24 protein-coding genes are annotated in these 22,684 nt (G+C 44.7%); 13 read left to right on the top strand and 11 right to left on the bottom strand.

What is annotated here, in order from left to right:
• Positions 1-90 precede the first annotated feature (90 nt).
• From RG959_RS15165 to RG959_RS15155, 3 genes are read left to right on the top strand one after another with little or no spacing between them, the layout of a single operon-like run.
• Positions 91-882: an ABC transporter ATP-binding protein gene (locus tag RG959_RS15165; protein ID WP_342797824.1), complete on the top strand. Its 792-nt coding sequence runs from the start codon at positions 91-93 to the stop codon at positions 880-882.
• Positions 883-1,743: an ABC transporter permease gene (locus tag RG959_RS15160; RefSeq protein ID WP_342797823.1), complete on the top strand. Its 861-nt coding sequence runs from the start codon at positions 883-885 to the stop codon at positions 1,741-1,743.
• A 19-nt stretch (positions 1,744-1,762) separates the two neighbouring features.
• Entirely contained in the window at positions 1,763-2,782 is a 1,020-nt protein-coding gene (locus tag RG959_RS15155; protein WP_342797822.1) for an ABC transporter substrate-binding protein, read from the top strand.
• A gap of 79 nt (positions 2,783-2,861) precedes the next feature.
• On the opposite strand, the gene RG959_RS15150 is transcribed toward RG959_RS15155, so the two are convergent.
• Positions 2,862-3,713: an STAS domain-containing protein gene (locus RG959_RS15150; RefSeq protein ID WP_342797821.1), complete on the bottom strand. Its 852-nt coding sequence runs from the start codon at positions 3,711-3,713 to the stop codon at positions 2,862-2,864.
• A 173-nt stretch (positions 3,714-3,886) separates the two neighbouring features.
• Between RG959_RS15150 and RG959_RS15145 the strand changes: the two genes are divergently transcribed.
• Together RG959_RS15145 and RG959_RS15140 are read left to right on the top strand one after the other, a co-directional pair.
• The gene (locus RG959_RS15145; protein ID WP_342797820.1) at positions 3,887-5,473 is read left to right on the top strand and encodes an ATP-binding protein; all 1,587 of its coding nucleotides are present in this window, start codon (positions 3,887-3,889) and stop codon (positions 5,471-5,473) included.
• Between the two features lie 20 nt (positions 5,474-5,493).
• A complete protein-coding gene (locus RG959_RS15140; RefSeq protein ID WP_251273449.1) occupies positions 5,494-6,189 on the top strand; it encodes a response regulator in 696 nt (231 codons plus the stop codon).
• Positions 6,190-6,221: 32 nt separating this feature from the next.
• Here RG959_RS15140 and RG959_RS15135 read toward each other — a convergent pair whose 3' ends face one another.
• Positions 6,222-7,004, bottom strand: coding sequence for a class I SAM-dependent methyltransferase (locus RG959_RS15135; protein ID WP_342797819.1), 783 nt, complete (start codon positions 7,002-7,004; stop codon positions 6,222-6,224).
• A 30-nt stretch (positions 7,005-7,034) separates the two neighbouring features.
• Positions 7,035-8,075 carry a tripartite tricarboxylate transporter substrate binding protein gene (locus tag RG959_RS15130; RefSeq protein WP_342797818.1) on the bottom strand — a complete coding sequence of 347 codons (1,041 nt, stop codon included), beginning with the start codon at positions 8,073-8,075 and terminating at the stop codon, positions 7,035-7,037.
• A gap of 258 nt (positions 8,076-8,333) precedes the next feature.
• Between RG959_RS15130 and RG959_RS15125 the strand changes: the two genes are divergently transcribed.
• From RG959_RS15125 to RG959_RS15115, 3 genes are read left to right on the top strand one after another with little or no spacing between them, the layout of a single operon-like run.
• Complete coding sequence (locus tag RG959_RS15125; RefSeq protein ID WP_342797817.1) at positions 8,334-8,780, top strand: tripartite tricarboxylate transporter TctB family protein; 447 nt, start codon at positions 8,334-8,336, stop codon at positions 8,778-8,780.
• A 20-nt stretch (positions 8,781-8,800) separates the two neighbouring features.
• On the top strand, positions 8,801-10,327 hold the full coding sequence (locus tag RG959_RS15120; protein ID WP_342797816.1) for a tripartite tricarboxylate transporter permease: 1,527 nt from the start codon (positions 8,801-8,803) through the stop codon (positions 10,325-10,327).
• A 12-nt stretch (positions 10,328-10,339) separates the two neighbouring features.
• Entirely contained in the window at positions 10,340-10,591 is a 252-nt protein-coding gene (locus RG959_RS15115) for an HPr family phosphocarrier protein (RefSeq protein WP_242234835.1), read from the top strand.
• Positions 10,592-10,717: 126 nt separating this feature from the next.
• On the opposite strand, the gene RG959_RS15110 is transcribed toward RG959_RS15115, so the two are convergent.
• Positions 10,718-11,860, bottom strand: a complete 1,143-nt coding sequence (locus tag RG959_RS15110; RefSeq protein WP_342797815.1) for a zinc-dependent alcohol dehydrogenase — start codon at positions 11,858-11,860, stop codon at positions 10,718-10,720.
• A gap of 154 nt (positions 11,861-12,014) precedes the next feature.
• Here RG959_RS15110 and RG959_RS15105 point away from each other — a divergent pair, with 154 nt between their 5' ends.
• Positions 12,015-12,488, top strand: coding sequence for a DinB family protein (locus RG959_RS15105; protein WP_342797814.1), 474 nt, complete (start codon positions 12,015-12,017; stop codon positions 12,486-12,488).
• Between the two features lie 41 nt (positions 12,489-12,529).
• Here the strand turns inward: RG959_RS15105 and hxlB are convergent, their stop codons facing one another.
• The 3 genes from hxlB to RG959_RS15090 all read right to left on the bottom strand — a co-directional run bounded on the left by hxlB (position 12,530) and on the right by RG959_RS15090 (position 14,230).
• Positions 12,530-13,075, bottom strand: coding sequence for a 6-phospho-3-hexuloisomerase (gene hxlB, locus RG959_RS15100; protein WP_342797813.1), 546 nt, complete (start codon positions 13,073-13,075; stop codon positions 12,530-12,532).
• Positions 13,075-13,716: a 3-hexulose-6-phosphate synthase gene (gene hxlA / locus RG959_RS15095; protein WP_342797812.1), complete on the bottom strand. Its 642-nt coding sequence runs from the start codon at positions 13,714-13,716 to the stop codon at positions 13,075-13,077. Before hxlA ends, hxlB begins: the two co-directional genes overlap by 1 nt.
• 139 nt (positions 13,717-13,855) lie before the next feature.
• Positions 13,856-14,230 carry a winged helix-turn-helix transcriptional regulator gene (locus RG959_RS15090; protein WP_342797811.1) on the bottom strand — a complete coding sequence of 125 codons (375 nt, stop codon included), beginning with the start codon at positions 14,228-14,230 and terminating at the stop codon, positions 13,856-13,858.
• A gap of 146 nt (positions 14,231-14,376) precedes the next feature.
• Between RG959_RS15090 and RG959_RS15085 the strand changes: the two genes are divergently transcribed.
• Positions 14,377-15,342, top strand: a complete 966-nt coding sequence (locus RG959_RS15085; RefSeq protein WP_342797810.1) for a Gfo/Idh/MocA family protein — start codon at positions 14,377-14,379, stop codon at positions 15,340-15,342.
• A 12-nt stretch (positions 15,343-15,354) separates the two neighbouring features.
• Here RG959_RS15085 and RG959_RS15080 read toward each other — a convergent pair whose 3' ends face one another.
• Positions 15,355-16,080, bottom strand: a complete 726-nt coding sequence (locus tag RG959_RS15080; RefSeq protein WP_342797809.1) for a YqjF family protein — start codon at positions 16,078-16,080, stop codon at positions 15,355-15,357.
• Between the two features lie 16 nt (positions 16,081-16,096).
• On the bottom strand, positions 16,097-16,561 hold the full coding sequence (locus tag RG959_RS15075) for a hypothetical protein (RefSeq protein ID WP_342797808.1): 465 nt from the start codon (positions 16,559-16,561) through the stop codon (positions 16,097-16,099).
• Positions 16,562-16,680: 119 nt separating this feature from the next.
• On the opposite strand from RG959_RS15075, the gene RG959_RS15070 reads away from it, so the two are divergent.
• A complete protein-coding gene (locus RG959_RS15070) occupies positions 16,681-17,127 on the top strand; it encodes a DUF4385 domain-containing protein (RefSeq protein WP_342797807.1) in 447 nt (148 codons plus the stop codon).
• A gap of 53 nt (positions 17,128-17,180) precedes the next feature.
• Here RG959_RS15070 and alaP read toward each other — a convergent pair whose 3' ends face one another.
• Together alaP and corA are read right to left on the bottom strand one after the other, a co-directional pair.
• The gene (gene alaP, locus RG959_RS15065; protein ID WP_342797806.1) at positions 17,181-18,578 is read right to left on the bottom strand and encodes an alanine permease AlaP; all 1,398 of its coding nucleotides are present in this window, start codon (positions 18,576-18,578) and stop codon (positions 17,181-17,183) included.
• Between the two features lie 442 nt (positions 18,579-19,020).
• A complete protein-coding gene (gene corA / locus RG959_RS15060) occupies positions 19,021-19,971 on the bottom strand; it encodes a magnesium/cobalt transporter CorA (RefSeq protein ID WP_342797805.1) in 951 nt (316 codons plus the stop codon).
• 341 nt (positions 19,972-20,312) lie between these two features.
• On the opposite strand from corA, the gene RG959_RS15055 reads away from it, so the two are divergent.
• Both RG959_RS15055 and RG959_RS15050 read left to right on the top strand, forming a co-directional pair.
• Complete coding sequence (locus RG959_RS15055) at positions 20,313-21,662, top strand: MATE family efflux transporter (RefSeq protein ID WP_342797851.1); 1,350 nt, start codon at positions 20,313-20,315, stop codon at positions 21,660-21,662.
• Positions 21,663-21,712: 50 nt separating this feature from the next.
• Positions 21,713-22,615, top strand: a complete 903-nt coding sequence (locus tag RG959_RS15050; RefSeq protein WP_342797804.1) for a catalase family peroxidase — start codon at positions 21,713-21,715, stop codon at positions 22,613-22,615.
• Positions 22,616-22,684 lie beyond the last annotated feature (69 nt).

Here is a 22,684-nt window from a genome sequence, read left to right as displayed (position 1 = left end):
AGTTTAGTCATCATACACATTGAAATTGGCTATTTCTCTTATTATGATGTCAATAGATGTTACATGAATAGATCGAAAGGAGAGAGTGACATGGCGATGGACCAAAAGCAGGCAGTTTATTTTAAGCGTGTCAGTAAAGTGTATAACACAGGCACGGTTGCTCTTCATCATTTTGATTTTCCGGTAAAAGAAGGGGAGTTTATCAGTTTTCTCGGACCATCGGGCTGCGGTAAATCTACAGCACTGCGTATGGTGGCCGGGCTCGGTGCCCCCACCTCAGGAGAAGTATCCGTTTTCGGAAAGCCTCCAGAAGAATTGATTAAACATACAAATGACATTGCTTTTGTTTTTCAAGATGCAAACCTGCTTCCGTGGCGGAGTGTGCTGGACAATGTGCTGCTGCCTCTTGAACTGCGTGGAGGCAGCAAAAAAGAAAAAAGAGAAACCGCTCAAAGAGTGCTTGAGATGGTGGGCTTAAAAGACCATTTAACTTCTTATCCACGCCAGCTGTCAGGCGGTATGAGAATGCGCGTGTCGATTGCGCGGGCACTCGCTGCGAAGCCGAAGCTTCTTCTCATGGATGAACCGTTCGCGGCTCTTGATGAAATGACCCGCCAGACGCTTCAAATGGAATTGCTTGATATCTGGAAAAAAGAAAAGATGACTGTTTTGTTTGTGACCCACAATGTGTATGAGGCCGTTTTTTTGTCTTCTAAAATTGCCGTAATGTCCGCCCGGCCAGGCAGGCTTTCCTCTGTCATCAATGTGGATCTTCCTTACCCGCGTGAGCTTGGCATGAGAACAGACCCGGCTTTTTCAAAGTATGTGGAGACCGCTTCAGTCAGCCTTGAATCTCATGAATCCCGAAAGGAGACAGTATAAATGGCCATGCCTGAAATGGAAATAACAAAGCAGCAAAACGTGCTCGCGGCTGTGCCTAAGAGAAAGCGACCGTTTGCTTCAACCTTTAAAGAGCTTTATCTCGGGCCTATGATCGCGTTTATTTTGTTTCTTACACTCTGGCAGGCCATCCCTTTAGCGCTCGGGTTGCCGCATTATATTTTGCCGAAGCCGACGGATGTATGGGAAGCGACCGTTTCGGACTGGGCTTTGCTGTCGGAAGCCATTCGCATTACCGTTTTTGAATCCGTTATTGGCTTTTTGCTAAGTGCGGTTATTGGCATAGGGGTATCAGTGTTTTTAGCCAGCTCGAAAATATTAGAGCGGAGTATTTACCCGTACGCTATTATTTTGCAGACCATCCCGGTTGTGGCTGTTGCCCCGATCGTTGTGATCTGGTTTGGGGCCGGCTTCAATTCTATTGTGGTCATTTCTTTTTTAATCGGATTTTTCCCTGTGATCTCCAATACGTTGATGGGGCTTAATTCGGTTGATAAAAATATGGATGAGCTCTTTACTCTTTACAATGCCTCGAAATGGCAGCGTATGTGGAAGCTGCGTATTCCCGCGGCCATGCCGTATATCATGACAGGATTGAAAATTTCATGCACGCTGTCGATTGTCGGCGCCATTGTTGGAGAGTATGTAGCGGGTATTGGCGGCGGAAACGGAGGTCTTGGTTATGCGATTACAGTCGCCGCCATTCAAGTAAAGACATCCTTTTTATTTTCATGCGGCATTGCCGCTGCTATTCTTGGCATCGGATTTTACCTTGTTGTCAGCTTGTTCTCGAATATGCTTCTTGGCAGCTGGCATGAATCAGCGATGAAATCAGAAAAATAAACGGCAAGGGGGAAGAAAAATGGAGAACGTAAAATGGAAGACAAGAGGGGTTCTAGCTTCTGTATTAGCCATGGGGCTGCTGCTTTCAGCGTGCGGATCAGAGGGGGCAACCGAAACCGAGAGTGAAGCAGCCGATACAAGCGGGGGAACAGAAGATGTGAAGCTTGTTCTAAACTGGTTCCCGAAATCACAGCACGGCGGTGTATACAGCGCTCTTGAAAAAGGAACCTTTGAAGAAAACGGGCTGAATGTAGAAGTAGAACCGGGCGGACCGCAAGTATCGCCTGTTCAAATTGTTGCAGCCGGTGATGCCCAATTTGGTCTGGCCCATGCCGACCAAATGCTGATTGCCCGTAATCAAGGCATTGAGCTTGTGGCAGTGGCCGCCACCATGCAGGGCAGTCCGCAGGCATTTATGTACCATAAGGGAGAAGACATTCAGAACTTTGAAGATTTAAATGGGCGGGAAGTGTTTGTTCAGCCGGGCATTACGTATTGGGATTTCCTAAAAAACAAATATGACCTCAGCAAGGTAACTGAACTTGGCTATAACGGCCAGCATGTTAATTTTATCGACAATAAAACATCGGTGACCCAGTCGTTTGTGACGTCCGAGCCGTTTTTTATGGAACAAGAAAAAGTGCAGGTGGAAACAATGCTTGTTTCCGAGTCAGGATATGACCCCTATAACGTAGTGCTTTTTGTGACAAAAGATTATTTGGAAAGCCATAAGGAAACCGTCCAGAAATTTGTTTCCTCTTATATAAAAGGCTGGCAGTCTTATGAACAATCTTCAGATGAGATCAATCAAGTCATTGTTGGAGAAAACCCGAATATCGCGCTGGAAGCTTTGGATTTTGAAACGAAAACGCAGCATGAATATATTTACGGCAAGGATGCCGCCGAGCATGGCATTGGCTATATGACAGAAGAGCGCTGGGATACATTAAAAAAACAGCTGCTTGAGATTGGCCTCTTGAAAGAAGATTTTAAAACAAGTGAGATGTTTACAACTGAATTTTTACCTGCGCATGAATAAAAAAGAAAGGCTGTCTCATTCCATTGAGGCAGCCTTTTTAACTTAACCGGATGATCAAAAAAAGGAATTCGATTGCTTGTTAAGAAGAAAACAAATGGGCGGACTGCTGCAAATCTTTTAATGCCGCTTCCAAATTTGCTTTTACATCCAATTCGCCCACATGAATACCAATCGTCACCATTGTTTGGGCCACTTCAGGACGAATACCGATAAGTGATGCTTTTACGCCGAGCAGGGACAAGGCCTCGATCACCTTGAAAATTTGATCGGCAACCATCGTATCAACCGTTACGACACCAGACAGGTCAAGAAGAAGGTGGGAAAGCTTAAGCTGGGCAGCTTTTTGCAGCACTTCCTCCATCAGAAGGGCTGCCCGTTCCGTGTTCATGCTGCCAATCAGCGGAAGTACAGCTACTCCTTTTGTGATCGGCACAACCGGCACAGAAAGTTCCAAAAGTGCCTGAGCCGATTGCTCAAGTGCTTCTCGATGAAACTTCACATAAGTGATACTTAACGCATAAACGGCTTGATCAAGCAGCGGATCGATAAGGGCGATGCTGTCAAAAACAGTTTCAACAGACATTTGCTTCTGCTTCATTTCCTTCCTTAATACATCCCAAATAGCCGTCCGGTATATCGTTGTCGTCTGTAGTACATCATCCATTGGCGCATTCAGGCTGCAGGCGATCTCTCCAGTTTTCGCTCCCCATTTGCTAAAGCGTTTTAAAGAAAGTTCGTAATCAGGCTGTTCGATTAAAGTGTCTGCGAACATTTGAATAAATTGGGCACGGTGTTCGATTGCCCGTTCTTTCTCCCAGCCGGCTTTTTCTTGAATACTTGTTATATGCGAAAGGCTTTGATGAATTTCCTGGGCAATTTCATATTTTACCTCAGACAGTTTCTTTCCAAGAATTCGAATTTCGTTATTCATTTTAACGGCCCCCAGAAAATAGATGCTATACGTACAAAGATACACCGTTTTTCTCTGATTTGGAATGCGAAAATCATAAAAAGCCGTGAACAAAATGAACAAAATATTGACAATGTTCTAGAGATTGAGATAAATAAAAGAAAGAGTTTTTCCATTAGAAAGCGGGAGGGTACATGTTAATTCTTTGGAGGCGGCCTAAGCTGCTCGGCCAGATGATTGGTCTTATTTCTATGGTCGTTTTTTTAACGATTCTTTTTGTAAGCGCTATCTTCTTTACTATTATGGGAGATTTGGCTGAAAAGTCACTGGGCAGCCAGGCGATGACAGTGGCTAAAATGGCTGCTCAAAATGAGATGATTATCCAGGCATTTGATGATCCAAATCCGCCTCTGCGCATTCAGCCTATTGCTGAAAGCATCAGACAATCAACTGGCGCAGGATATGTCGTGATCGGCAATAAACATAACGTCCGTTATTCCCATCACATAACAAAACATATCGGTAAAAAAATGGGGACGAGCAGCAGGGAAAGTCTCTCAGCAGGAAAATCTGTCGTGTACAAAGGGACAGGTATCTCGGGTTCAGCCATTAAAGCGAAAGCCCCTATTTACAACAAAAAGGGAGAAATCATTGGAGTGGCTTCCGTCGGTTTTTTAACAACAGAAGTAGATAAAGCGAGAAATGCCTATTGGTTAAAGCTGTTATGTTTCACCCTGTTTATTAGTTTATTTGGCATAACAGGAGCTGTTACGATAGCGAAACGGGTGAAAAAATTGATTTTTAATTTAGAACCGGAAGAAATTTCTTTTTTATTTAAAGAAAAAGAAGCGACCCTTGAATCTATTCGGGATGCAACCATTGCAGTAAATAACGATCATCACATAACGTCTATCAACAAAAGAGCGAGAAATCTGCTGGAGGGGCAAATTAGCGAGAAAGGAAAAATAACAAACAGCCGCCTCGTTGGGATGGCTGAATCGATCATCGTCCAAAAGACAAGCATTGTGCGGCAGCGGTTTTTGTTTGGGCATCAGCTTTATGTAGCGGATGGCGCGCCGATTTGGCAGAATAATCAAACAAAGGGGGCGGTTTTAACGATCCGCCCTGTATCAGAAATCGAGAAAATAGAGGAGGAAATGTCAGCGGTCAAAAGCATTACCGACAACATCCGGGCACAAAATCATGAGTATTTAAATAAATTAAACACCATCTATGGATTGATAGTGTTAGAGCAATATGAGGAAGCAAGGTCATTTATAGCGGACGAAGTAAAAGAGCGGCAGGATGTCGTTGTGTTTTTAACTTCCTCTGTAAAGGATCCGTATATTGCGGCTTGTCTTCTTGGCAAAATCCACCGCTCCAAAGAAATGAAAGTCCATTTTCAGATAGACGAAGACAGCAACTTATCCGTTGTGCCGTCTTCTTTTGACACCAAGCTGTTTGTAACGGTGTTAGGAAATATGATTGATAATGCAATGGAGGCGGCCGTACGGTTAAGGGGAGAAGAAGCGGTAGTCCGTGTTTCGTTTACTGATATTGGCCATGAACTCATTTTTGATATTGAAGACAACGGTCCGGGTATTCCGCTTGAAGAGCAGGACCGGATTTTTGAAGAAGGATTTACGACAAAGGATGGGGACAATCACGGAATTGGACTGGCGATTGTGAAAAATACACTGCAGAAGCTAAAAGGGGATCTTTATCTTTCAAAAAGCTCCTTTGGCGGTGCGCAATTTACCATTACCATTCCAAAGAAGTAAACAAAGGGGGAACCACTTTTATGGCACCGATTAAAGTAATGATTATCGAAGACGATGAGACTACAATCAATATTTATAAAAAGTTTGTGCAAAAGGTAGATGGATTCGAAATTGTAGCATCTGCAAGCCTGGGAAAGCAGGCGTTGGAATTATTAAACGTATTTACACCGGATCTTATTTTGCTTGATGTTTACCTGCCTGATATGAACGGGACTGATTTGTTGTGGGAAATCCGTAAAGAAGTGCGGAGTGTGGATGTCATTATGATTACGGCTGCCAATGATGTTCGAACCGTTAGTGAAGCCATTCGGGGCGGTGCGTACAGTTATATGCTGAAGCCTATTATGATCAACCAGTTTTTATCTACGCTCGAGCAGTACAAAGAAACAAAAAAGAAACTGTCTCAATCTGCTCTTATTGAGCAGGGAGAAGTCAATCGTTTTTTTGGCATCATGAGCCAGGCGGCCGGAGCCGAATATGTAGAGCAAACGGACCAGCTGCCAAAAGGAATTGATAAACATACGTTGAAAAAAGTACGTACGCACTTACATGAAGCTTCTTCAAGCATTAATGCGGAAGAAACAGCACGCGCGACTGGTGCCAGCAATTCCACTGTGCGAAGATACTTAGAATATCTCGTGGCAGCTGAAGAAGCAGAAGTGGAAATTATGTATGGAACGATTGGCCGTCCGGAACGAAGGTATCGAAAAAAGTAAAAAGGTGCCCCACATATGTGGAACACCAGCGCTTAATTTCGTTGAACCATGGCCATCCATTCATCAATTTGAAAGGATGCAATGCTTTCACCCTGCATTTTTACTGAAAAATACGTGGCGACAGACGTGTCTGAAGAGAGAAGGTGAGCATCCACTTCCTGAACCTGCGCAGGAGAAGCGGTCGTGCGGTGGACCCATTCCGGATAGCCGAGTTCTTTTTTTCGCACCTGCTCCTTTACCAGGCTGAATCCGGCTTCTTGAAACCAGCCCTTCCACTCAGGAATGGTATAACTGCGCACATGGCTATGGTCACGCAGAGATTCAAGCCGATTCACAAAAGCATCCAGGGCCGGGTCTTCAGGTGCAATATTATCAATTAAAACGAAGCGTCCGCCCGGCTTTAGCACGCGGGCCGCTTCCTGTACAAACAGACGTGGATTTGGAAAGTGATGAGCAGCAATCCGGCAGGTAACTGCATCAAACGTATGCGGCAAAAACGGAAGTGCTTCTGCATCTGCTGCGACGTAAAAGATATTATTGGCGGATGACGCCAAATGCTTTTGGGCAGCTTCAAGCATCGGTACGGTTAAATCAGTGGCAAACACATGAGCAGCATGAGGGGCCAGCGCTTTCGCTGCATGGCCGCCTCCTGTTGCAATATCAAGGACAAGAGAATCGGGACCAATCTCCAGCCATTCGGGGAGAAGGGCAAGATCCGTTCCTGTTGAATGGGTACTGCTTGTAACGTAGTGCTCGGCTGATTTTCCAAACTGGCTTTTCACCCGCTGCTTGGCTGTTTCTGTTGATTCTTGCAAAAAGATTCCTCCTCCTCGAGCAGAATAAGCTTATTTTTGCATATTAAGCGATTCTAAAATCTCCTGTACCAATTTCTCTTGTTCTTCTAGGAAAGCCGTGAATTCCTCAGAATTTTTATAGCCGTCTTCCCATCCGTTTGTTTCAAGAACTTTTTGCCATTCTGGTGTTTTCACCATTTCTGAAAGTTTTTTGTTCCAGTAATCAACCGCGTAGTCCGGCATTTCTTTCGGCCCAAACAAACCGCGCCAAATCGTAAATTCCGCATCAATTCCGGCTTCCTTATATGTTGGAATATCGGCATATGTGCCTTTTAACCTCTCTGGAGAAGATACGCCAAGAACACGAACTTTTCCTGCTTTTAAATATTCCCCTGTGCCGGAAATATCTGTAGCAAGCACATCGGCATTGCCGCCGATCAGAGCAGTCATTGCTTCTCCTCCGCCATCATAAGAAACATATTTGATTTTCGCAGCGTCAACACCCGCTTTTACAGCAGGGAGCATGGCAACCAAATGATCCTGAGAACCCGGAGACGAGCCGCCTGCCAGTGTTAAACTGTCCGGTTTTGCTTTTAAGTCCTTAAACAGCGATTCTAAGTCTTTGTACTTGGAATCTGCCGGAACGACAATCGCTCCGTAATCTTTCGTAAGCTGGGCAATTGGCGTCAAGTCTTTATAGGAATGCGGGCTGTTTCCTTCTTTTTTCAAATTGTTAATAAGCAGTGGAACAGAAGGAAGAAACAGCCGGTAAGGGTCTTTAGGATCCTGGCTGATAAAATCCGCAAGTCCGACTGCCTGTCCGCCGCCTGGCTTGTTTTCAACGGTCATGGATTGCTCTGTTAATCCCGTTTCATTTAATACTTTCGTTAAAGCGCGTGCAGTTGTATCAAGCCCGCCGCCTGCTCCAGATGGCGCATTAATGACAATCGGCTTTTCCGGATAAGCAGCGTTTTCTTCTTTGCTTCCTCCAGAGGAAGAAGAAGTAGAATTGCTGCACGCTGCTAAACTAAGTGCAAGCGCACCGGCCGTAATCAGACTGCCCCACTTTTTTACCTTGAACGTCACACTCATTGAAATGCCCCCTTTATTTTGGTAACGCTTTCATTTACGAATAGTACCACCAACGAATGAACAGGAATAGTTTCTGTTCATTCATCTCATAAAGATCATTAAACGGCATTAACGTCATATTTTTCACGGAAAATAAATGCTGCGTTGAAAATATGATCGTTATTCAAGTTATGGAGAAAAACTTCTATCAGCGGGCAGAAGCTGATATTTTTTAAGAAAGCGTTTACATTAAACGAAACAAATGCGGGGGTGTATAAAATGAGCAGGACATTCGATCGTTATGCCAGCATTATCTTTTTATTAATAGGCGTCTTTTTTATCACAGAAAGCCGCAAAATTGCTGCCACTTCTTATGGAAGCAACGTGGGACCGGATATTTTTCCAATTGGACTCGGCATTTTACTCATTTTATTAAGCATCAAGCTTTTTATCGAAGCCGTAAAAAATAAACAGGACGGAAGAGGAGGAGAAAAGCCGGACTACAAGAGGTTCTTCATTATCTTTGCAGCCGCCATTCTTTACATTGTGCTGCTGGAGCCGCTTGGTTATGTGATTACAACCTTTTTATTTTTACTGATTGGATTTCAAGTGCTGGAAAGGGGCGGCTGGCTGAAAAGCATTGTGATCGCCGCGGCGTTTTCTTTTGGGGTTTACTATATTTTTGTCGGTCTTTTACAAGGCTCGCTGCCAGGATTTCCGGTTTAAATTAAAGGAGGTGCTTACACATGGATACAATACAATTTTTAATGAATGGGTTCGGGGTTGCCATGCAGTGGCAAAACTTATTGTTTGCTTTTTGTGGTGTCCTGATTGGAACGGCGGTAGGTGTGCTGCCGGGAATTGGGCCTATGAGCGGCGTGGCTCTTTTAATTCCGATTACCGCCACGCTTACATCGGGTCTTGACCCGCAAAGCGCTGCCGCCAGTTCGATTATTTTGCTTGCAGGTGTATATTATGGAGCCATGTATGGGGGATCAACCACTTCGATTTTATTAAATACGCCGGGAGAATCTTCTTCAGTTGTAACGGCGCTGGATGGTTACCAAATGGCAAAGCAGGGACGGGCTGGAGCAGCACTTTCTATTTCTGCTATCGGCTCATTTGTAGCAGGGATTGTCTCGCTTCTAGGCTTAACCTTGCTGGCGAAGCCGCTGTCCGAATTAGCTCTTTCATTCGGGCCGGCTGAGTATTTTTCGCTGATGCTTCTCGGCTTGTGTGCGGTCAGCGGACTGGCAGGAAGCTCGATTACAAAAGCACTTATTATGACAGTCGCCGGCCTGCTTTTAGCGACCATCGGAATGGATAATGTATCCGGTGTTTCCCGCTTTACGTACAATAACCCTTATTTATATTCAGGACTCGAATTTTTAACAGTAGCAGTAGGTTTATTCGCGCTTGGTGAAGTGTTCCGGACAATCTTAGACCGTGACAATGGGGACGGCAAAACAGCGAAAGTGGGGCGGATTTTGCCGACAAAGCAGGATATGAAAGAAAGCACCGGGCCTATTTTCCGGGGCTCACTGCTCGGCTTTTTTATTGGTGTGCTTCCAGGGGCAGGGGCGACGCTTGCCTCTTTCTTTTCTTATATTGCCGAGAAGAAAATAAGCAAACGTCCGGAAACATTCGGCCATGGAGCGATTGCAGGAGTAGCTGCACCTGAGTCTGCCAACAATGGAGCATCGGGCGGCGCCATGATCCCGCTCCTGACAATGGGTATTCCGGGCTCCGGCACAACCGCTATTTTGATGGGAGCCCTTATTATGTACAACGTACAGCCGGGACCGCTATTGTTTGAAGATAATCCGCAGGTAGCATGGGGTTTGATTGCCAGTATGTTTATCGGTAATGTAATGCTGCTTGTTTTAAACATGCCGCTTGTAAAAGTGTTTGCCAAAGTGATTGATACGCCGGCCAAATACTTGCTACCGATTATTGTGGCGATTTCCATCTTCGGTGTGTATGCCGTACAATTTAACATTTTTGATTTAGCTTTACTGCTTGCCTGCGGACTGCTCGGTTACTTTTTAACGAAAAATGACTATCCGGTCGCGCCACTCGTTTTAGCGCTGGTGCTTGGTCCAATGATTGAAAATAATATGCGCCGCGCCCTTACTTCTTCCAATGGTGATTTTTCTGTTTTTGTCACAAGTCCGGTGTCACTCTTGTTCCTGCTGATTGGCGCGTTATGGATCAGTATTCCGCTTATTATGAAAATGCGTGGCCGTTCCGTCATTATTAATGAAGAAGATTAAGGGGGGGCCGATATGGAACTAGGAGGGACATTTGCTCGTTTCGTGGTGGAATTAAACAAAGCGGCTCAGCCGTTTCAATCGAGCATCGTGTTAAAAACAGATCATCGCAGCATTGATGTAAAAAGTATTTTAGGACTGACGCATTCCGTTTTAACTTCCAAAACATTTCAGCTTGAGATTCACGGGCCGGATGAAGAAGAGGCGAAGCAGGAAATGGTAAAAGTATTTCACCAGTTTCATATGCCGGTAGAAGTGAATGAATGAATAAATAAGGAGGGGTCCATACGGGACCGCTCTTTTTCTTTTGTTTTTTGAATCGTATACTTTTGACTAGTGGCTGTTTCTATATAAAAAAATAAAATCCGCCCTATAAGAGGCGGATGTTTCATTTTATGGTTTTAGAACTACTTTAATACATTCATCTGCGTGATCGTTAAACATTTGATAAGCCTCGCCCGCCTGCTCAAGCGGCACTTTGTGGGTAATGATTTCCGTCGGGTCAATCTCGCCGGCTGTGATTTTCTCAAACAGCTCCGGCATGTAGTGAATCACAGGTGCCTGGCCCATTTTTACGGTAATATTCCGCTCAAATAAATAGCCAAGCGGGAACATGTTATACAAAGAACCGTAAACGCCAGTGAGCTGGATTGTTCCGAACTTGCGAACCGCTCTCAAGGCAATTTGGATCGCACTTAATGTGCCGCCCTGCAGCTTGAGTTTTTGCTCGATCGCTTCAACCGGCGATTTTTTTCCATCCATGCCGACACAGTCAATGACAATATCCGCGCCGCCATTGGTGATTTCTTTTAAATGATCACCCATGTTTTTGTATTCTGAGAAATTAAATACTTCAACGTTATTCATCTTCTTGGCATGAGCCAGGCGATACGGAACGTGATCCACGGCAATGACCCGCTTTGCGCCTTTCATCCAGGCAAACTTCTGTGTTAATAAGCCAACTGGTCCGCAGCCAAGTACAACGACCGTGTCTCCTGCTTTCACGCCGGAATTTTCAACGCTCCAATAAGCAGTCGGTAAAATATCGGATAGGAATAAAACCGATTCATCCTCAAGCTCGCATGATTCCGGAATCACAAAAGGCATGAAGTTTCCGTATGGCACGCGCAGATATTCTGCCTGGCCGCCGGGGAAGTTTCCGTAGCGCTGTGTAAAGCCGAAATAACCACCCGAATCGATATGAGGGTTGGCGTTAGAGTTGTCGCACTGGCTCTCCATATCGTGGTTACAATAGAAGCACTGGCCGCAGGAAACGTTAAACGGCAGTACCACACGGTCGCCTTTTTTAACTTTTGTGACGTCCGGCCCGACTTCCTCTACAATCCCCATCGGTTCATGGCCGATGACATAGTCGTCTTCTGCCGGCGGCAGGGCACCCTGGTAAATGTGCAAATCAGAGCCGCAAATGGCTGTTGAGGTAACACGGACAATAATGTCTTCCCGCTTTTGAATCGTTGGATCCGCTACATTCTTCACCTGCATGTTCTTAATGCCTTGATACGTAACTGCGCGCATGAAAAAACCTCCTGATTTTTAGAATAGTTTTCTTTTACCCGCATGACGGAATATTATGCTGAAAAAACGCGTATTCCTTTTTAAATGGTACAGGGTTTGTTTCCTGTTATAGTAGAAACAAGGAATCTTTAAAGCAAAGAAAGGCGGATCACAAATGAATCAGTTATATGATTATCATGTATGGGCGAACGAACGAATGCTGGATCATCTGGCTTCGTACCCTTCTGTTTTTACAAAACCGATGGCAGGGCCGTTTTCCTCTATCGCTCGGACATTTGAGCATATTTATGACGTAGACCGGATATGGTTTTCAAGGATGAAAGAATCCAGTGAACCGGCAGGCGGCGAAACAACCTTTTCGACTGCGGCAGAAGCGAAAAAAGCTTTTACGGATCTCGGAAAAGAAATGAGCGGGTTTTTACGGGAGGCACGAAGCGGTGATACAATGATTAACTATCGAACGAAAGAAGGGGTGCTCTTTCAAAATACGTTATCTGAACTTGTGACCCATGTGGTCAATCACGGCACTTCCCACCGTGGAAATGTGGTGGCGATGCTGAGAACAGCAGGATATGGGAGCTGCCCGACTGATTTTATTTATTTTTTGCGGGACAATCCATCTACATAAAGTAAAAAAAGGCCGCTTTAAATAAGCGGCCTTTTTCACAGCTATTCTAAATTGGCATGGCGCCCGTACATACGACCGGAATCCATCCCGCGTTTTTCCATGATCGTTAAAATAAGCGAATCATAAAACAGCAATAAGCTTTGTTCAAACAAAGAACCCATCGGCTGAATCGATTTATTGTTTGTACCGGTTTTTGTCTGAGCAGGAATCTCAATGACGATGTCTGCAATTCGGCCGATCGATGAATCCGGCACGATTGTAATAGCCGCTACATCCGCGCCGATCGACTTGGCTTTCTCCGCCATCGCCACAAGGCTTTTGGTTTCACCCGAACCGGAACCGACGATAAACAAATCGCCTTCTTCTACATTCGGCGTGATCGTTTCGCCCACAACGTACGGATCTAAGCCGACATGCATCATGCGCATCGCGAAGGATTTTGCCATAAACCCGGAACGTCCTGCGCCCGCTACAAAGATTTTTTTCGCTTCGAGGATGTGGTTCACAAGCTGTGCCGCGTCTTCATCACGGATAAGATGAGCGGCTGTGTGAACCTCCCGCAGAATGCGTTCAAGCTGCTTGGTCATTAAACCGTAACCGCTTCTTTGACAAGCTTCTGCATTTCGGCAGCTGCTGCTTTTTTATCGTCTTGGCTTGTGATCCCGCCTCCGACGATAACAAGATCCGGCTGTTCTTTAATCACTTCTGGAAGTGTTTCAAGCTTAATCCCGCCGGCAATCGCTGTTTTCGCATTTTTTACGACACCTTTAATTGTGTGCAGGTCTTCAAAGGAGTTTTTACCGACTGCCTGCAAATCATAGCCCGTATGGACGCAGATATAATCAACACCAAGAGCGTCAAGTTCCTGCGCGCGTGTTTTAATGTCTTTGACCGCGATCATATCCACAAGAATTTGTTTGCCTTGTTTTTTCGCTTCTTCTACGGCGCCTTTGATGGATGCATCTTCCGCCTGGCCAAGGATGGTCACAATGTCCGCACCTGCTGCTGAAGCTTGGGACACTTCGTGGCCGGCTGCATCCATAATTTTAAGATCCGCCAGCACGTCCAGGTTCGGGAACGCTTCTTTCATAGCTTTAACCGCGTGAAGTCCTTCATTAATGATAACAGGCGTGCCAATTTCAACGATGTCAACGTGGTCCTGTACTTCCTTCACAAGCTCGATACCTTCTGGGATGTTTACAAGGTCTAACGCTAATTGTAATTTCATAATACATGCTCCTTTTTTGTTTGATGTTGTTCATTGTAAAGTTAAGCTGAGCAAAAAAGAAGTACGCACTTTAAACTCATATAGTGCTGAAAAGTATACTGTCCAATAAAAAAAGAGCGTGCTCCGCACACTCTCTTGATTATTTATTATGTCCAATTTCTACAGCAGGTTCGTCCACTTGTTCTTCAATAAATTCCTTATATTTCTTGCCCCAATCGTACATCGATTCAAGAATGGGCATTAAAGTCCGGCCCTGGTCCGTCAAGGAATATTCTACTTTTGGAGGCACAACCGGATACACTTCACGGTGAACGATAAAATCCGATTCAAGCTCACGCAGCTGATTCACAAGCATACGCTGCGTAATGCCGGGCATTAACGATTTTAATTCGTTGAACCGTTTTGTTCCTTCATTCCCTAAATACCAAAGAATCAGCATTTTCCATTTCCCGCCGATCACCGCCAGCGTCAGTTCTTTTTCACAGTTGAATTCTCTTGCGCATACATGTCCCACTTGTAAGCCCCCCTTTTCGAACAGTATACAATATTTATGTACAGTTCAAAAAGGAACTTGTTTGGCCGGCAGTTGATCTTGAAGCGTTTTGCTGAGAAAATAACAAAGAACAGCGGCTAGTATTTTGGATAAGAGAGGGATTACATATGAACATTGCAACGATTGGTACAAGCATGATTACAGAGCGGTTTATTGAGGCTGTCAGTAAAACAGATGCATTGACGTTTGCCGGCGCTTTCTCCCGTTCGGTCGAAAAAGCAAAGGGGCTGGGAGCACCGCGCGTTTTCACAGACCTTGCGGAGCTGGCGTCTGATGAAACTATTGATCTTGTATACATCGCTTCGCCTAATTCACTTCACTTTGAGCAGGCGCTTTTTTTAATGAAGCATAAAAAGCATATTATTTGCGAAAAACCAATGTTTTCAACGGCTGACCAGTGCAGAGAAGCCTTTCAAACAGCGGAAGAAAACGGCGTATTTTTATTTGAAGCGTTCCGCAATTTGTATACGCCAAACCATGCACGCTTAAAAGAGGTGGTTGAAAAAGTCGGTCCGATCCGTCATTCATTTTTGCAGTATATGAAATACTCGTCCCGCTACGACAATGTACTGGCTGGGGAAGAACCGAATATTTTCTCACCGAAGTTTTCCGGCGGTGCGCTTGTTGACTTAGGCGTATATCCGATCAGCCTGGCTGTTTCCTTGTTTGGCAAGCCAGAGCGTATCAGCGCCCATGTGACGATGCTGCCGACAGGTGTGGATGGAAGCGGTTCGGTTGTTCTGGATTACGGCACACATGTGTGTACCACAATGTTCTCGAAAATAACGGATTCGTTCCTGCCAGGTGAAATCAGCGGCGAAAACGGCACGATCAGCATTGATCATGTGGCACCAATTGCAAGCATCCAGTTTACGGACCGTCTTTCAGGGGAGCAGGAACAACTTGCCGTTGCAGAAGAAGAAAACGATATGATGTATGAAGCAGAAGCGATTGCAAAAGCGATTCAGTCAAATGACCGCAACCTGTATGAGCACTACCGGAACATAAGCGAAATTGTGATCGAGATCACGGAAGAAGCGCGCAGACAGGTCGGCGTCGTCTTTACTTCATAAGAAAAAACGTGTTTACCTGGCGATTTGTAACGGCCAGGCAAACACGTTTTTTTTATGGGCAAAATGAGCGAGCGGCTTTTGCTCAAAAACGGCATCCGGCAAAAAAGAAAGGGGCGGCGGATCCAAAACCGTACAGCACGCTTCCGCCACACGCCACCGGTCATGGTGAATATCTCCGCGGAAAACAAAGCCGCCTTTTTGATCAAACAGGCAATAGCGTTCAAGCAGCCAAAAGTCTATACTGCCTTCCTGTGGAATAAAGACAGAGGAAGAAGGGAAATAAACGGCACGAAAAGGATGTTTGCTTCCTGATTGAAAGTCCACCGTTTGATTGCGCACAAGCAGATTCATTTGAGCATGGTAATACGGAAGAAGAGAAGCGGCCCGTGCCCCCAAAACGACCGGCCATTTATCGACAGCAAGGCTGAAAAAGTAAACACCAGGAACGCCTTTATACGTGACGTAAGTGCGTATATTGATTTCTAAATAGGAATGATAAAAAGGAAAAGGCGGCAGGCCGCGCAGGCGGGTGCCGCGGGCTAAAAAAGGCACAATGCTGACCCAGGCGCTGCCGCCGAACAAATCAAGAGAAAGAGCGGCTGGGATATGCGGTTCGAGTTTCTTGGCTGAAACAGGCCAGTGAAGAAAAAGCATAAAATCCCATTGCTGTGCTGCGATCCAGGGAGAAGAAGGGAGCGCAAAAGGACGCTGGCTCGTTTCACTGAAAGTGTTGGCCATTTCACGGGACTCCTTTCTATTTCTGTTCTGTGTCTAACCCATCTTCTTCTTTTTTAGGAGCGGATGCTTTTTCTAAAAGAGCTGTTAATTTGTCGTTGGCATCTTTCACCCATGGTTTCATTTTTTGAAGATCAGGACTGTCTTTTTGTGCTTCGGCTATAAGCGGGTAAAGGCTTTTTTCAATAGCTGTGTATTCTTCTGGATATTGCTCTTCCACTTCAGCTTCAGCTAAATCCCAATGTTCTTCCAGGCTTTCTCCGGCTTTTTGAAGCTCCTCACCGCTTTCAGAAGATTTAATATGGGTGTTTACGCGGTCAAGCATACTTTGTACATTTTGAATTTTACTTGGCAGATCACGCGCCTGTTCCTCAATGGTATCGGTTTCGGTATCCAGTACAGGCTGTTCACTTTCGTCCGTTCCGCATCCAGCTGTCAGCATCCCTGCCAGGAAAAAAGAAGCAGCATAGTAGTTTTTTTTCATGACGATCCCCTTTTCATCTTTTTTACTACTATTTACAAATGACACCCTTTTAAACGCTTTTTTTGCTTCGTTTGTCTCTTAAAAGTACGGGTAAAAAAAGAAAAAAGGAGAGAAGCATGATGGCATTTGATTATTCGCTTGACTTTGACCATATTGACTTTCGAAAAGAACCCGAAAAATACCGTGTCGGCCGGGGTGAGCAGGGGGTACTGCTTGTGGAGCCCTACAAAAGTGAAATTTTGCCGCACTGGCGCTTTAAAACACCGGATATTGCCCGGGAATCATCAGAAAAGATTTACAGCATGTTTTTGGAATACAAAGAAAAAAATGATTTTGTCGGCATGGATATGGCACGCAAGTTTTTGCAGATGGGCTATACGCGGGCACGCCGTTACACAAACTACAAAGGCGGCCGCAAATATAATAAAGAAGGAAAGGTAAACGAGCGGAATCTTGATGAAGAAAAAGCGCAGTCAGCAGCGATTTTTCAGATGAAATGGAAAGCTGTGCGCGAAGATCAGGATTACTTAAAATTGAAAAAAGAACATCAGAAAAAATACGGCTGATCGTCAAAAAGAACCGGCCTGCTCAGGGCAGGACCGGTCCGTTAAAAGAGCTCTTATGCATTTTTGCGGTGAAAACCTTTGGCATAATATACAACCGTTAATGAAAGCAGCCAAAGCGGACCGACAATCAGGGCAATTCTTGTGTCCGCACTAAAGCCCATTACAACAATGACGCCTGCTAGAAACGCAAGAGAGATGTATGAAGTAAAAGGAAATAGCGGAACCTTGTATTTAAGTCCTTGCTGCTGTTGCGGGTTCAAGCTTTTTCGGTAGCGAATTTGTGAAAGCAAAATAACCGCCCATGTCCAAATCGCTCCGAATGTTGCAATGCTCGTTACCCATGTGAAAACTTTAGCAGGTACAAGGTAGTTCAACAAAACGCCAATGAGCAGCACGCCAGCAGAAGCAATAATCGCTTTGCCCGGAACACCGTTTCGAGTCAGCGTTTGATAAGAAGAAGGTGCTTCCCCGTGTTCTGCCAGATTAAACAGCATGCGTCCTGTACTGAAAATACCGCTGTTGCAAGATGAAAGAGCGGCCGTTAGGACAACAAAGTTGATAATGCCGGCTGCTGCTGGAATACCCACTTTTTCAAATGTCAGGACAAACGGGCTTCCTTGTGTGCCAATTTCGGTCCACGGATAAATAGACATAATGACGAATAAAGCGCCCACATAAAAAATTAAAATCCGCCAAAATACAGAGTCAATCGCTCTGGATAATGACTTTTCCGGGTTTTTTACTTCCCCGGCCGTAACACCGATTAATTCAATGCCCAAATAAGCGAACATAACCATCTGCAAGGATAACAGAAGTCCTTTTGCACCATTCGGGAAAAAGCCGCCGTTCTCCCAAAGATTGCTGATTCCGGTTGCAATACCACCGTTTCCGATTCCGAAAGCGATCATCAACACACCGATTACAATCATGGAAATAATTGCAACAATTTTGATGAGAGCAAACCAAAACTCTAATTCCCCATATGCTTTTACCGCTAAAAAGTTAACGGTTGTCATAATGACCAAGGCGGCTAATGCCCAAATCCAGGCTGGAACATCTGGATACCAGAAGCCCATATAAACGCCGACTGCGGTAATTTCCGCCATACAGGTTACAACCCATAAAAACCAATAGTTCCATCCAGTTATAAATCCGGCCAGCGGGCCAAGATAATCACGTGCGTATTTACTAAATGAACCGGCAACAGGCTTTTCAATCGCCATTTCACCAAGCGCGCGCATAATAAAAAACATCACCATGCCACTCACAGCATAAGCAAGCAAGATTCCTGGACCGGCCATTTTAATCGCGGTAGCGGAACCTAAAAAAAGCCCGACGCCGATGGCTGCGCCGAGTGACATAAGTGTAATATGCCTTTCTTCTAATCCACGGTGCAGTTCATTGCTGTTGTTTGGCTGAGGCGCTATTTTCTTTGACTCTAGTTGTGCCATTTGTGTTCTTCCTTTCCTTAAAATAGGCTCCAAAATGGAAAAAAATTCTCTGAGATGCTTCAAGAAATTAACGCACTTTCTCATTGTATCCCTGTGCTGTTTCGGTTGGCAAGAAAAATAAGCAAGAAACATAACCTCCTTTTTTGCCAAAACAGGGAAGCTGGTGAAGAATGAATCAAGAGAATCCTTGATGCGACTTATTTGATACCGCTTACAATATGGAGCGTATGCCCATTTTAACATTGATTGATAGAAAAATTGTTTGTGGAGAAATAAAAATTTTTTTCGCTTGTTTGGGAATATAAACAAAAAGAAGAGGAAGAGTTTCGTGAAAAAAGAGTCCGTTTTTAGTTAGATACATTTTATTTTTCCCTGCTCTTTAAAAAAGAAACAGCTGGAAAAAATGGAAAAAGCACCGGTGCTTTTCACCAGTGCTTTTTCATTAATGATCCTGTCGGAACCAGCCTTTTCTCCAGAAAAAGACAAACATGGACAGGGAAATGCCAGCCATGACACCAAGAACGATAAAATAACCGTAGTGCCAGTGTAATTCCGGCATATGATCAAAATTCATTCCGTAAATGCCGGCAATAAACGTAAGCGGCATGAAAATCGTTGTGATGACTGTTAATGTCATCATAATGCTGTTCATACGATTTGAGTTCACCGAAAGATAGCTGTCACGCATATCTTTTGTGAGTTCCCGGTTTGATTCAACGATTTCTGTCAGCATTAAAAGATGATCATAAATATCTTTAAAATATAGTTTACTTTTTTTACCCATTTGAATCCGGTCTGAATTCAGTACACGGTATAACAATTCCCGCATCGGAAAAATAATCCGGCGCAGCTTCAGCAGCTCTTTTCGAATATCAAATAAATCATCTGTGCTCGCCTGGTCTGCATCCTCTGCTTCGAGCTGGATTAAGCTGTCCTCAATCTGATAGACGCTCGGGAAAAAGTGGTCGACTACTTTGTCAACAAGATGGTATAAAACTTGAACTGGGTTTAAGTTTTTTATTTTTTTAGCATCTAGCAGGCGTTCCCATACTGTGTCAATTTCAACAGATTTTTTCCGATGAAAAGTTACAATATAGTTTGCACACCAAAAAATATCAATCTCTTCCGGATCAAGCGTTTTTTGATTGATGGATTGAATAATCATAAAGTTGTGATCTTCATAGTAATCCAGCTTTGGCCGTTGAATAAAATGCAGGCAGTCTTCAATCGCCAGCGGGTGAAACGCGAAAAAATCCTGTAAAATCGTCGTTTCTTCGTTTGTCGGCTGGTCAAGGTCCACCCAGTACCAAAGGATATTGTCCCCGCGAAGGTCTTCAAGCGGGATGTTATGCAACACAGCTTGATCAGCCGTAATTGCAGCCGTTCGGATCATGCGCATCACCTTCTTCTTGTAGTAAGCCCTTAACAGTATACAGCATATCCGCATGTTTGTAAGGAGAGAAGGGAGGGAACAGGGAGCAGACGAAACAGATTTCTGATTCACGAAAAGGAATGTTCTATTTTTAAATCAGTAACTACACGCTCCTGTATGAGACAGGCGCTTTTCTTCGTTTTAAATCGTAATAATGACGATTTACACCATAGGAGCAATATGCTACCATGATGTCAGCGTAATCAGCCGAAATACATACTGATGTACAAGTGGCTGCAGGTGTTCTTTATTTATGAAGAAATGCATTAATGAATGTTTTGAATTGTAAGGAGGAAACAATGCTGACTCATCGGATTTACCTGGCGCTTGCCATCCCGCTCATTTTTTCAACTGTTACAACGCCGCTGCTTGGCGCAGTTGACACAGCGGTTGTCGGGTGGCTTCCTGATCCGGCTTACATTGGCGGTGTAGCGATCGCCAGCATGATTTTTAATACAATGTACTGGCTGTTTGGTTTTCTTCGTGTCAGTACATCCGGTTTTACGGCTCAAGCTGATGGCGCCCGGGATTCTCAAGCTATGAAACTAGCGCTGATGAGGCCTTTTTTTGTGGCGCTGTCGATCGGCTGTTTGTTTATACTGCTTCAATGGCCTATTAAAACGACTTTCTTCTCTATCATGAGTCCGGATCAGGCCGTTCTTGCGGCGGCGTCAGACTATTTTACGGTTCGAATTTGGGGAGCACCTTTTGTGCTGATGAATTATGTGATACTTGGGTGGATGATGGGCAGATCATTCATTAAAGCATCTTTCTGGCTTCAGGTGTGGATGAACGTTTCAAATATCATCCTTGATATTGTGTTTGTTAAAGGATTTTCGTTCGGGATTGCAGGCGTAGCAGCTGCAACGCTTATTTCTGAAATATCGGTGTTTTTGATCGGGCTGTTTATGATCTGGAAGTCGGCAGGAATCCGGCTGAGAGATATAAAAGAGCCCCGCTTGTTTGAAGCGGCTCCTTTTTTAAAAATGATGGCTGTAAACCGCGATTTAATGATTCGAACGGTCTGCCTTTTAGCTGTGTTTAATGCGTTTACCGCCCAGGGTGCTTCATTTGGGACTGATGTTCTGGCGGCAAATGCCATCTTAATTCAAGTTCATTATATTATGGCGTATTTTTTTGATGGCTTTGCCAATGCCTCGAGCATTTTAACCGGCCGGGCGGTTGGCGCAGACGATAAAGACATGTACAAAAAAACGGTTTCTTTGTCGATTCAATGGTCTGTTGCTGCAGCAGTGCTGCTGACGGCGGCGTATTTCTTTTTACGGGAGCCGGTTATTGGACTGTTTACAAATCTGCCTCAAGTGTTGGAGCTGGCCAATTCTTACAGTGTCTGGCTGCTTCTGTTTCCGGCAAGCGGCGCATTAGGCCTTGTGCTGTACGGTGTCTTTACCGGTGCTTCACAGGCGGCTCCTGTCCGCAACTCTATTGCAGCAGCACTGGGGATGTATCTTCTAATTCAATGGGCAGGTGTCCCGGCTTTTGAGAATCACGGTCTTTGGCTCGCTTTTATAAGCTTTACACTGGCTCGTTCTGTTCTTCTTGTTTTTTATATGCCGGCGCTTGGACGCCGACTGTTTCCGCCTGAGAGGGACAGGGACATGGATAAGAAAGCCTTTGCTGATCAAACTTGAATCAGCAAAGGCTTTTTTGGGTATGGATGAATAGAAAAGGAGGCAGCGATATGAACGAAAAGTACACGGGCTTAGCCGAAACGGCGATCCAGTCCATTGAAAGAATTGCAGGCACTCATCCAGGCTTCCGGAGGGCGCATGCAAAAGGCTGCTTTTATCAAGCTGTTTTTGTTCCAAATGGGGAGGCTGCACCGTATACAAAAGCCGCGCATTTGCAGAAAAGACCGGTGCCGGCAGTCGTCCGTTTTTCAGACAGCTCACCAAATCCAAATATGATCGACAGTCTATCACCAGTAAAAGGCATGTCTGTTCAGTTTCACCTGCCCAATGGAGAAGAAACCTATTTGGTTAGTGTAAATGTCCCGGTTTTTTTAACGAAAACACCGGAAGCGTTTGTGGAAATGATGAGGCTTACCGCAGAAGGGCCGGGACCAAGAGATTTAATGAAATTGTTTATCGACTATCCGGAAAGCAAAGCGGCTTTTCAGATTTTAAAACAAATGAAGCCGTTCGTCAGCTATTCAACGAGCCGCTATTTTCCTATTCATACATTTTACTTTGTTAACGAAGCAGGCGACAGGCAGCCTGTAAAATATGAATGGATACCAGAGAAATCGTTTAGCGCAGAAGCAAAAAAAGAAGCTGTTACCCATCCCGCGGATTACTTAGAAAAAGAATTGGAAGATGAGCTGCCTGTCAGCTTTACACTTTCTATTATTCTAGGAAAATCGGGAGATGCCACGGACGATTCAACCGTACTTTGGCCTGAAGACCGGCCGCGTATTTCTGTTGGTCGTCTGGAAATAAGAGAGAAAATTCTCCAGCCAAATGACCGGGTCATTTTCGATCCAACTGTGCTTCCGGATGGGATAGAGTGTTCGAATGACCCGGTTTTACATGCCCGCCATGCTATTTATGCCGCTTCTTCTTTACGTCGTTTTAACGGTCTGTAACAGAAATGAAATACAATTGACCCAAAAAAAACGTTAAAATGAAATAAATAGAAACGATATATAGGTTAA

Source organism: Domibacillus sp. 8LH (genome assembly GCF_038806185.1).
Taxonomy (GTDB): Bacteria; Bacillota; Bacilli; order Bacillales; family Domibacillaceae; genus Domibacillus; species Domibacillus indicus_A.
Note: the sequence above shows the minus strand (reverse complement) of the source record. Positions and strands in the feature narration are given on the sequence as shown.

Coding starts and splice junctions, on each gene's coding strand:
- RG959_RS15150 (WP_342797821.1), bottom strand. CDS start 3,713: ATGAATAACGAAATTCGAATTCTTGGAAAGAAACTGTCTGAGGTAAAA.
- RG959_RS15120 (WP_342797816.1), top strand. CDS start 8,801: ATGGATACAATACAATTTTTAATGAATGGGTTCGGGGTTGCCATGCAG.
- alaP (WP_342797806.1), bottom strand. CDS start 18,578: ATGGCACAACTAGAGTCAAAGAAAATAGCGCCTCAGCCAAACAACAGC.
- hxlA (WP_342797812.1), bottom strand. CDS start 13,716: ATGAAATTACAATTAGCGTTAGACCTTGTAAACATCCCAGAAGGTATC.
- RG959_RS15165 (WP_342797824.1), top strand. CDS start 91: ATGGCGATGGACCAAAAGCAGGCAGTTTATTTTAAGCGTGTCAGTAAA.
- RG959_RS15145 (WP_342797820.1), top strand. CDS start 3,887: ATGTTAATTCTTTGGAGGCGGCCTAAGCTGCTCGGCCAGATGATTGGT.
- RG959_RS15085 (WP_342797810.1), top strand. CDS start 14,377: ATGAACATTGCAACGATTGGTACAAGCATGATTACAGAGCGGTTTATT.
- RG959_RS15160 (WP_342797823.1), top strand. CDS start 883: ATGGCCATGCCTGAAATGGAAATAACAAAGCAGCAAAACGTGCTCGCG.
- corA (WP_342797805.1), bottom strand. CDS start 19,971: ATGATCCGAACGGCTGCAATTACGGCTGATCAAGCTGTGTTGCATAAC.
- RG959_RS15110 (WP_342797815.1), bottom strand. CDS start 11,860: ATGCGCGCAGTTACGTATCAAGGCATTAAGAACATGCAGGTGAAGAAT.
- RG959_RS15070 (WP_342797807.1), top strand. CDS start 16,681: ATGGCATTTGATTATTCGCTTGACTTTGACCATATTGACTTTCGAAAA.
- RG959_RS15105 (WP_342797814.1), top strand. CDS start 12,015: ATGAATCAGTTATATGATTATCATGTATGGGCGAACGAACGAATGCTG.
- RG959_RS15115 (WP_242234835.1), top strand. CDS start 10,340: ATGGAACTAGGAGGGACATTTGCTCGTTTCGTGGTGGAATTAAACAAA.
- RG959_RS15050 (WP_342797804.1), top strand. CDS start 21,713: ATGAACGAAAAGTACACGGGCTTAGCCGAAACGGCGATCCAGTCCATT.
- RG959_RS15075 (WP_342797808.1), bottom strand. CDS start 16,561: ATGAAAAAAAACTACTATGCTGCTTCTTTTTTCCTGGCAGGGATGCTG.
- hxlB (WP_342797813.1), bottom strand. CDS start 13,075: ATGACCAAGCAGCTTGAACGCATTCTGCGGGAGGTTCACACAGCCGCT.
- RG959_RS15080 (WP_342797809.1), bottom strand. CDS start 16,080: ATGGCCAACACTTTCAGTGAAACGAGCCAGCGTCCTTTTGCGCTCCCT.
- RG959_RS15125 (WP_342797817.1), top strand. CDS start 8,334: ATGAGCAGGACATTCGATCGTTATGCCAGCATTATCTTTTTATTAATA.
- RG959_RS15130 (WP_342797818.1), bottom strand. CDS start 8,075: ATGAGTGTGACGTTCAAGGTAAAAAAGTGGGGCAGTCTGATTACGGCC.
- RG959_RS15155 (WP_342797822.1), top strand. CDS start 1,763: ATGGAGAACGTAAAATGGAAGACAAGAGGGGTTCTAGCTTCTGTATTA.
- RG959_RS15140 (WP_251273449.1), top strand. CDS start 5,494: ATGGCACCGATTAAAGTAATGATTATCGAAGACGATGAGACTACAATC.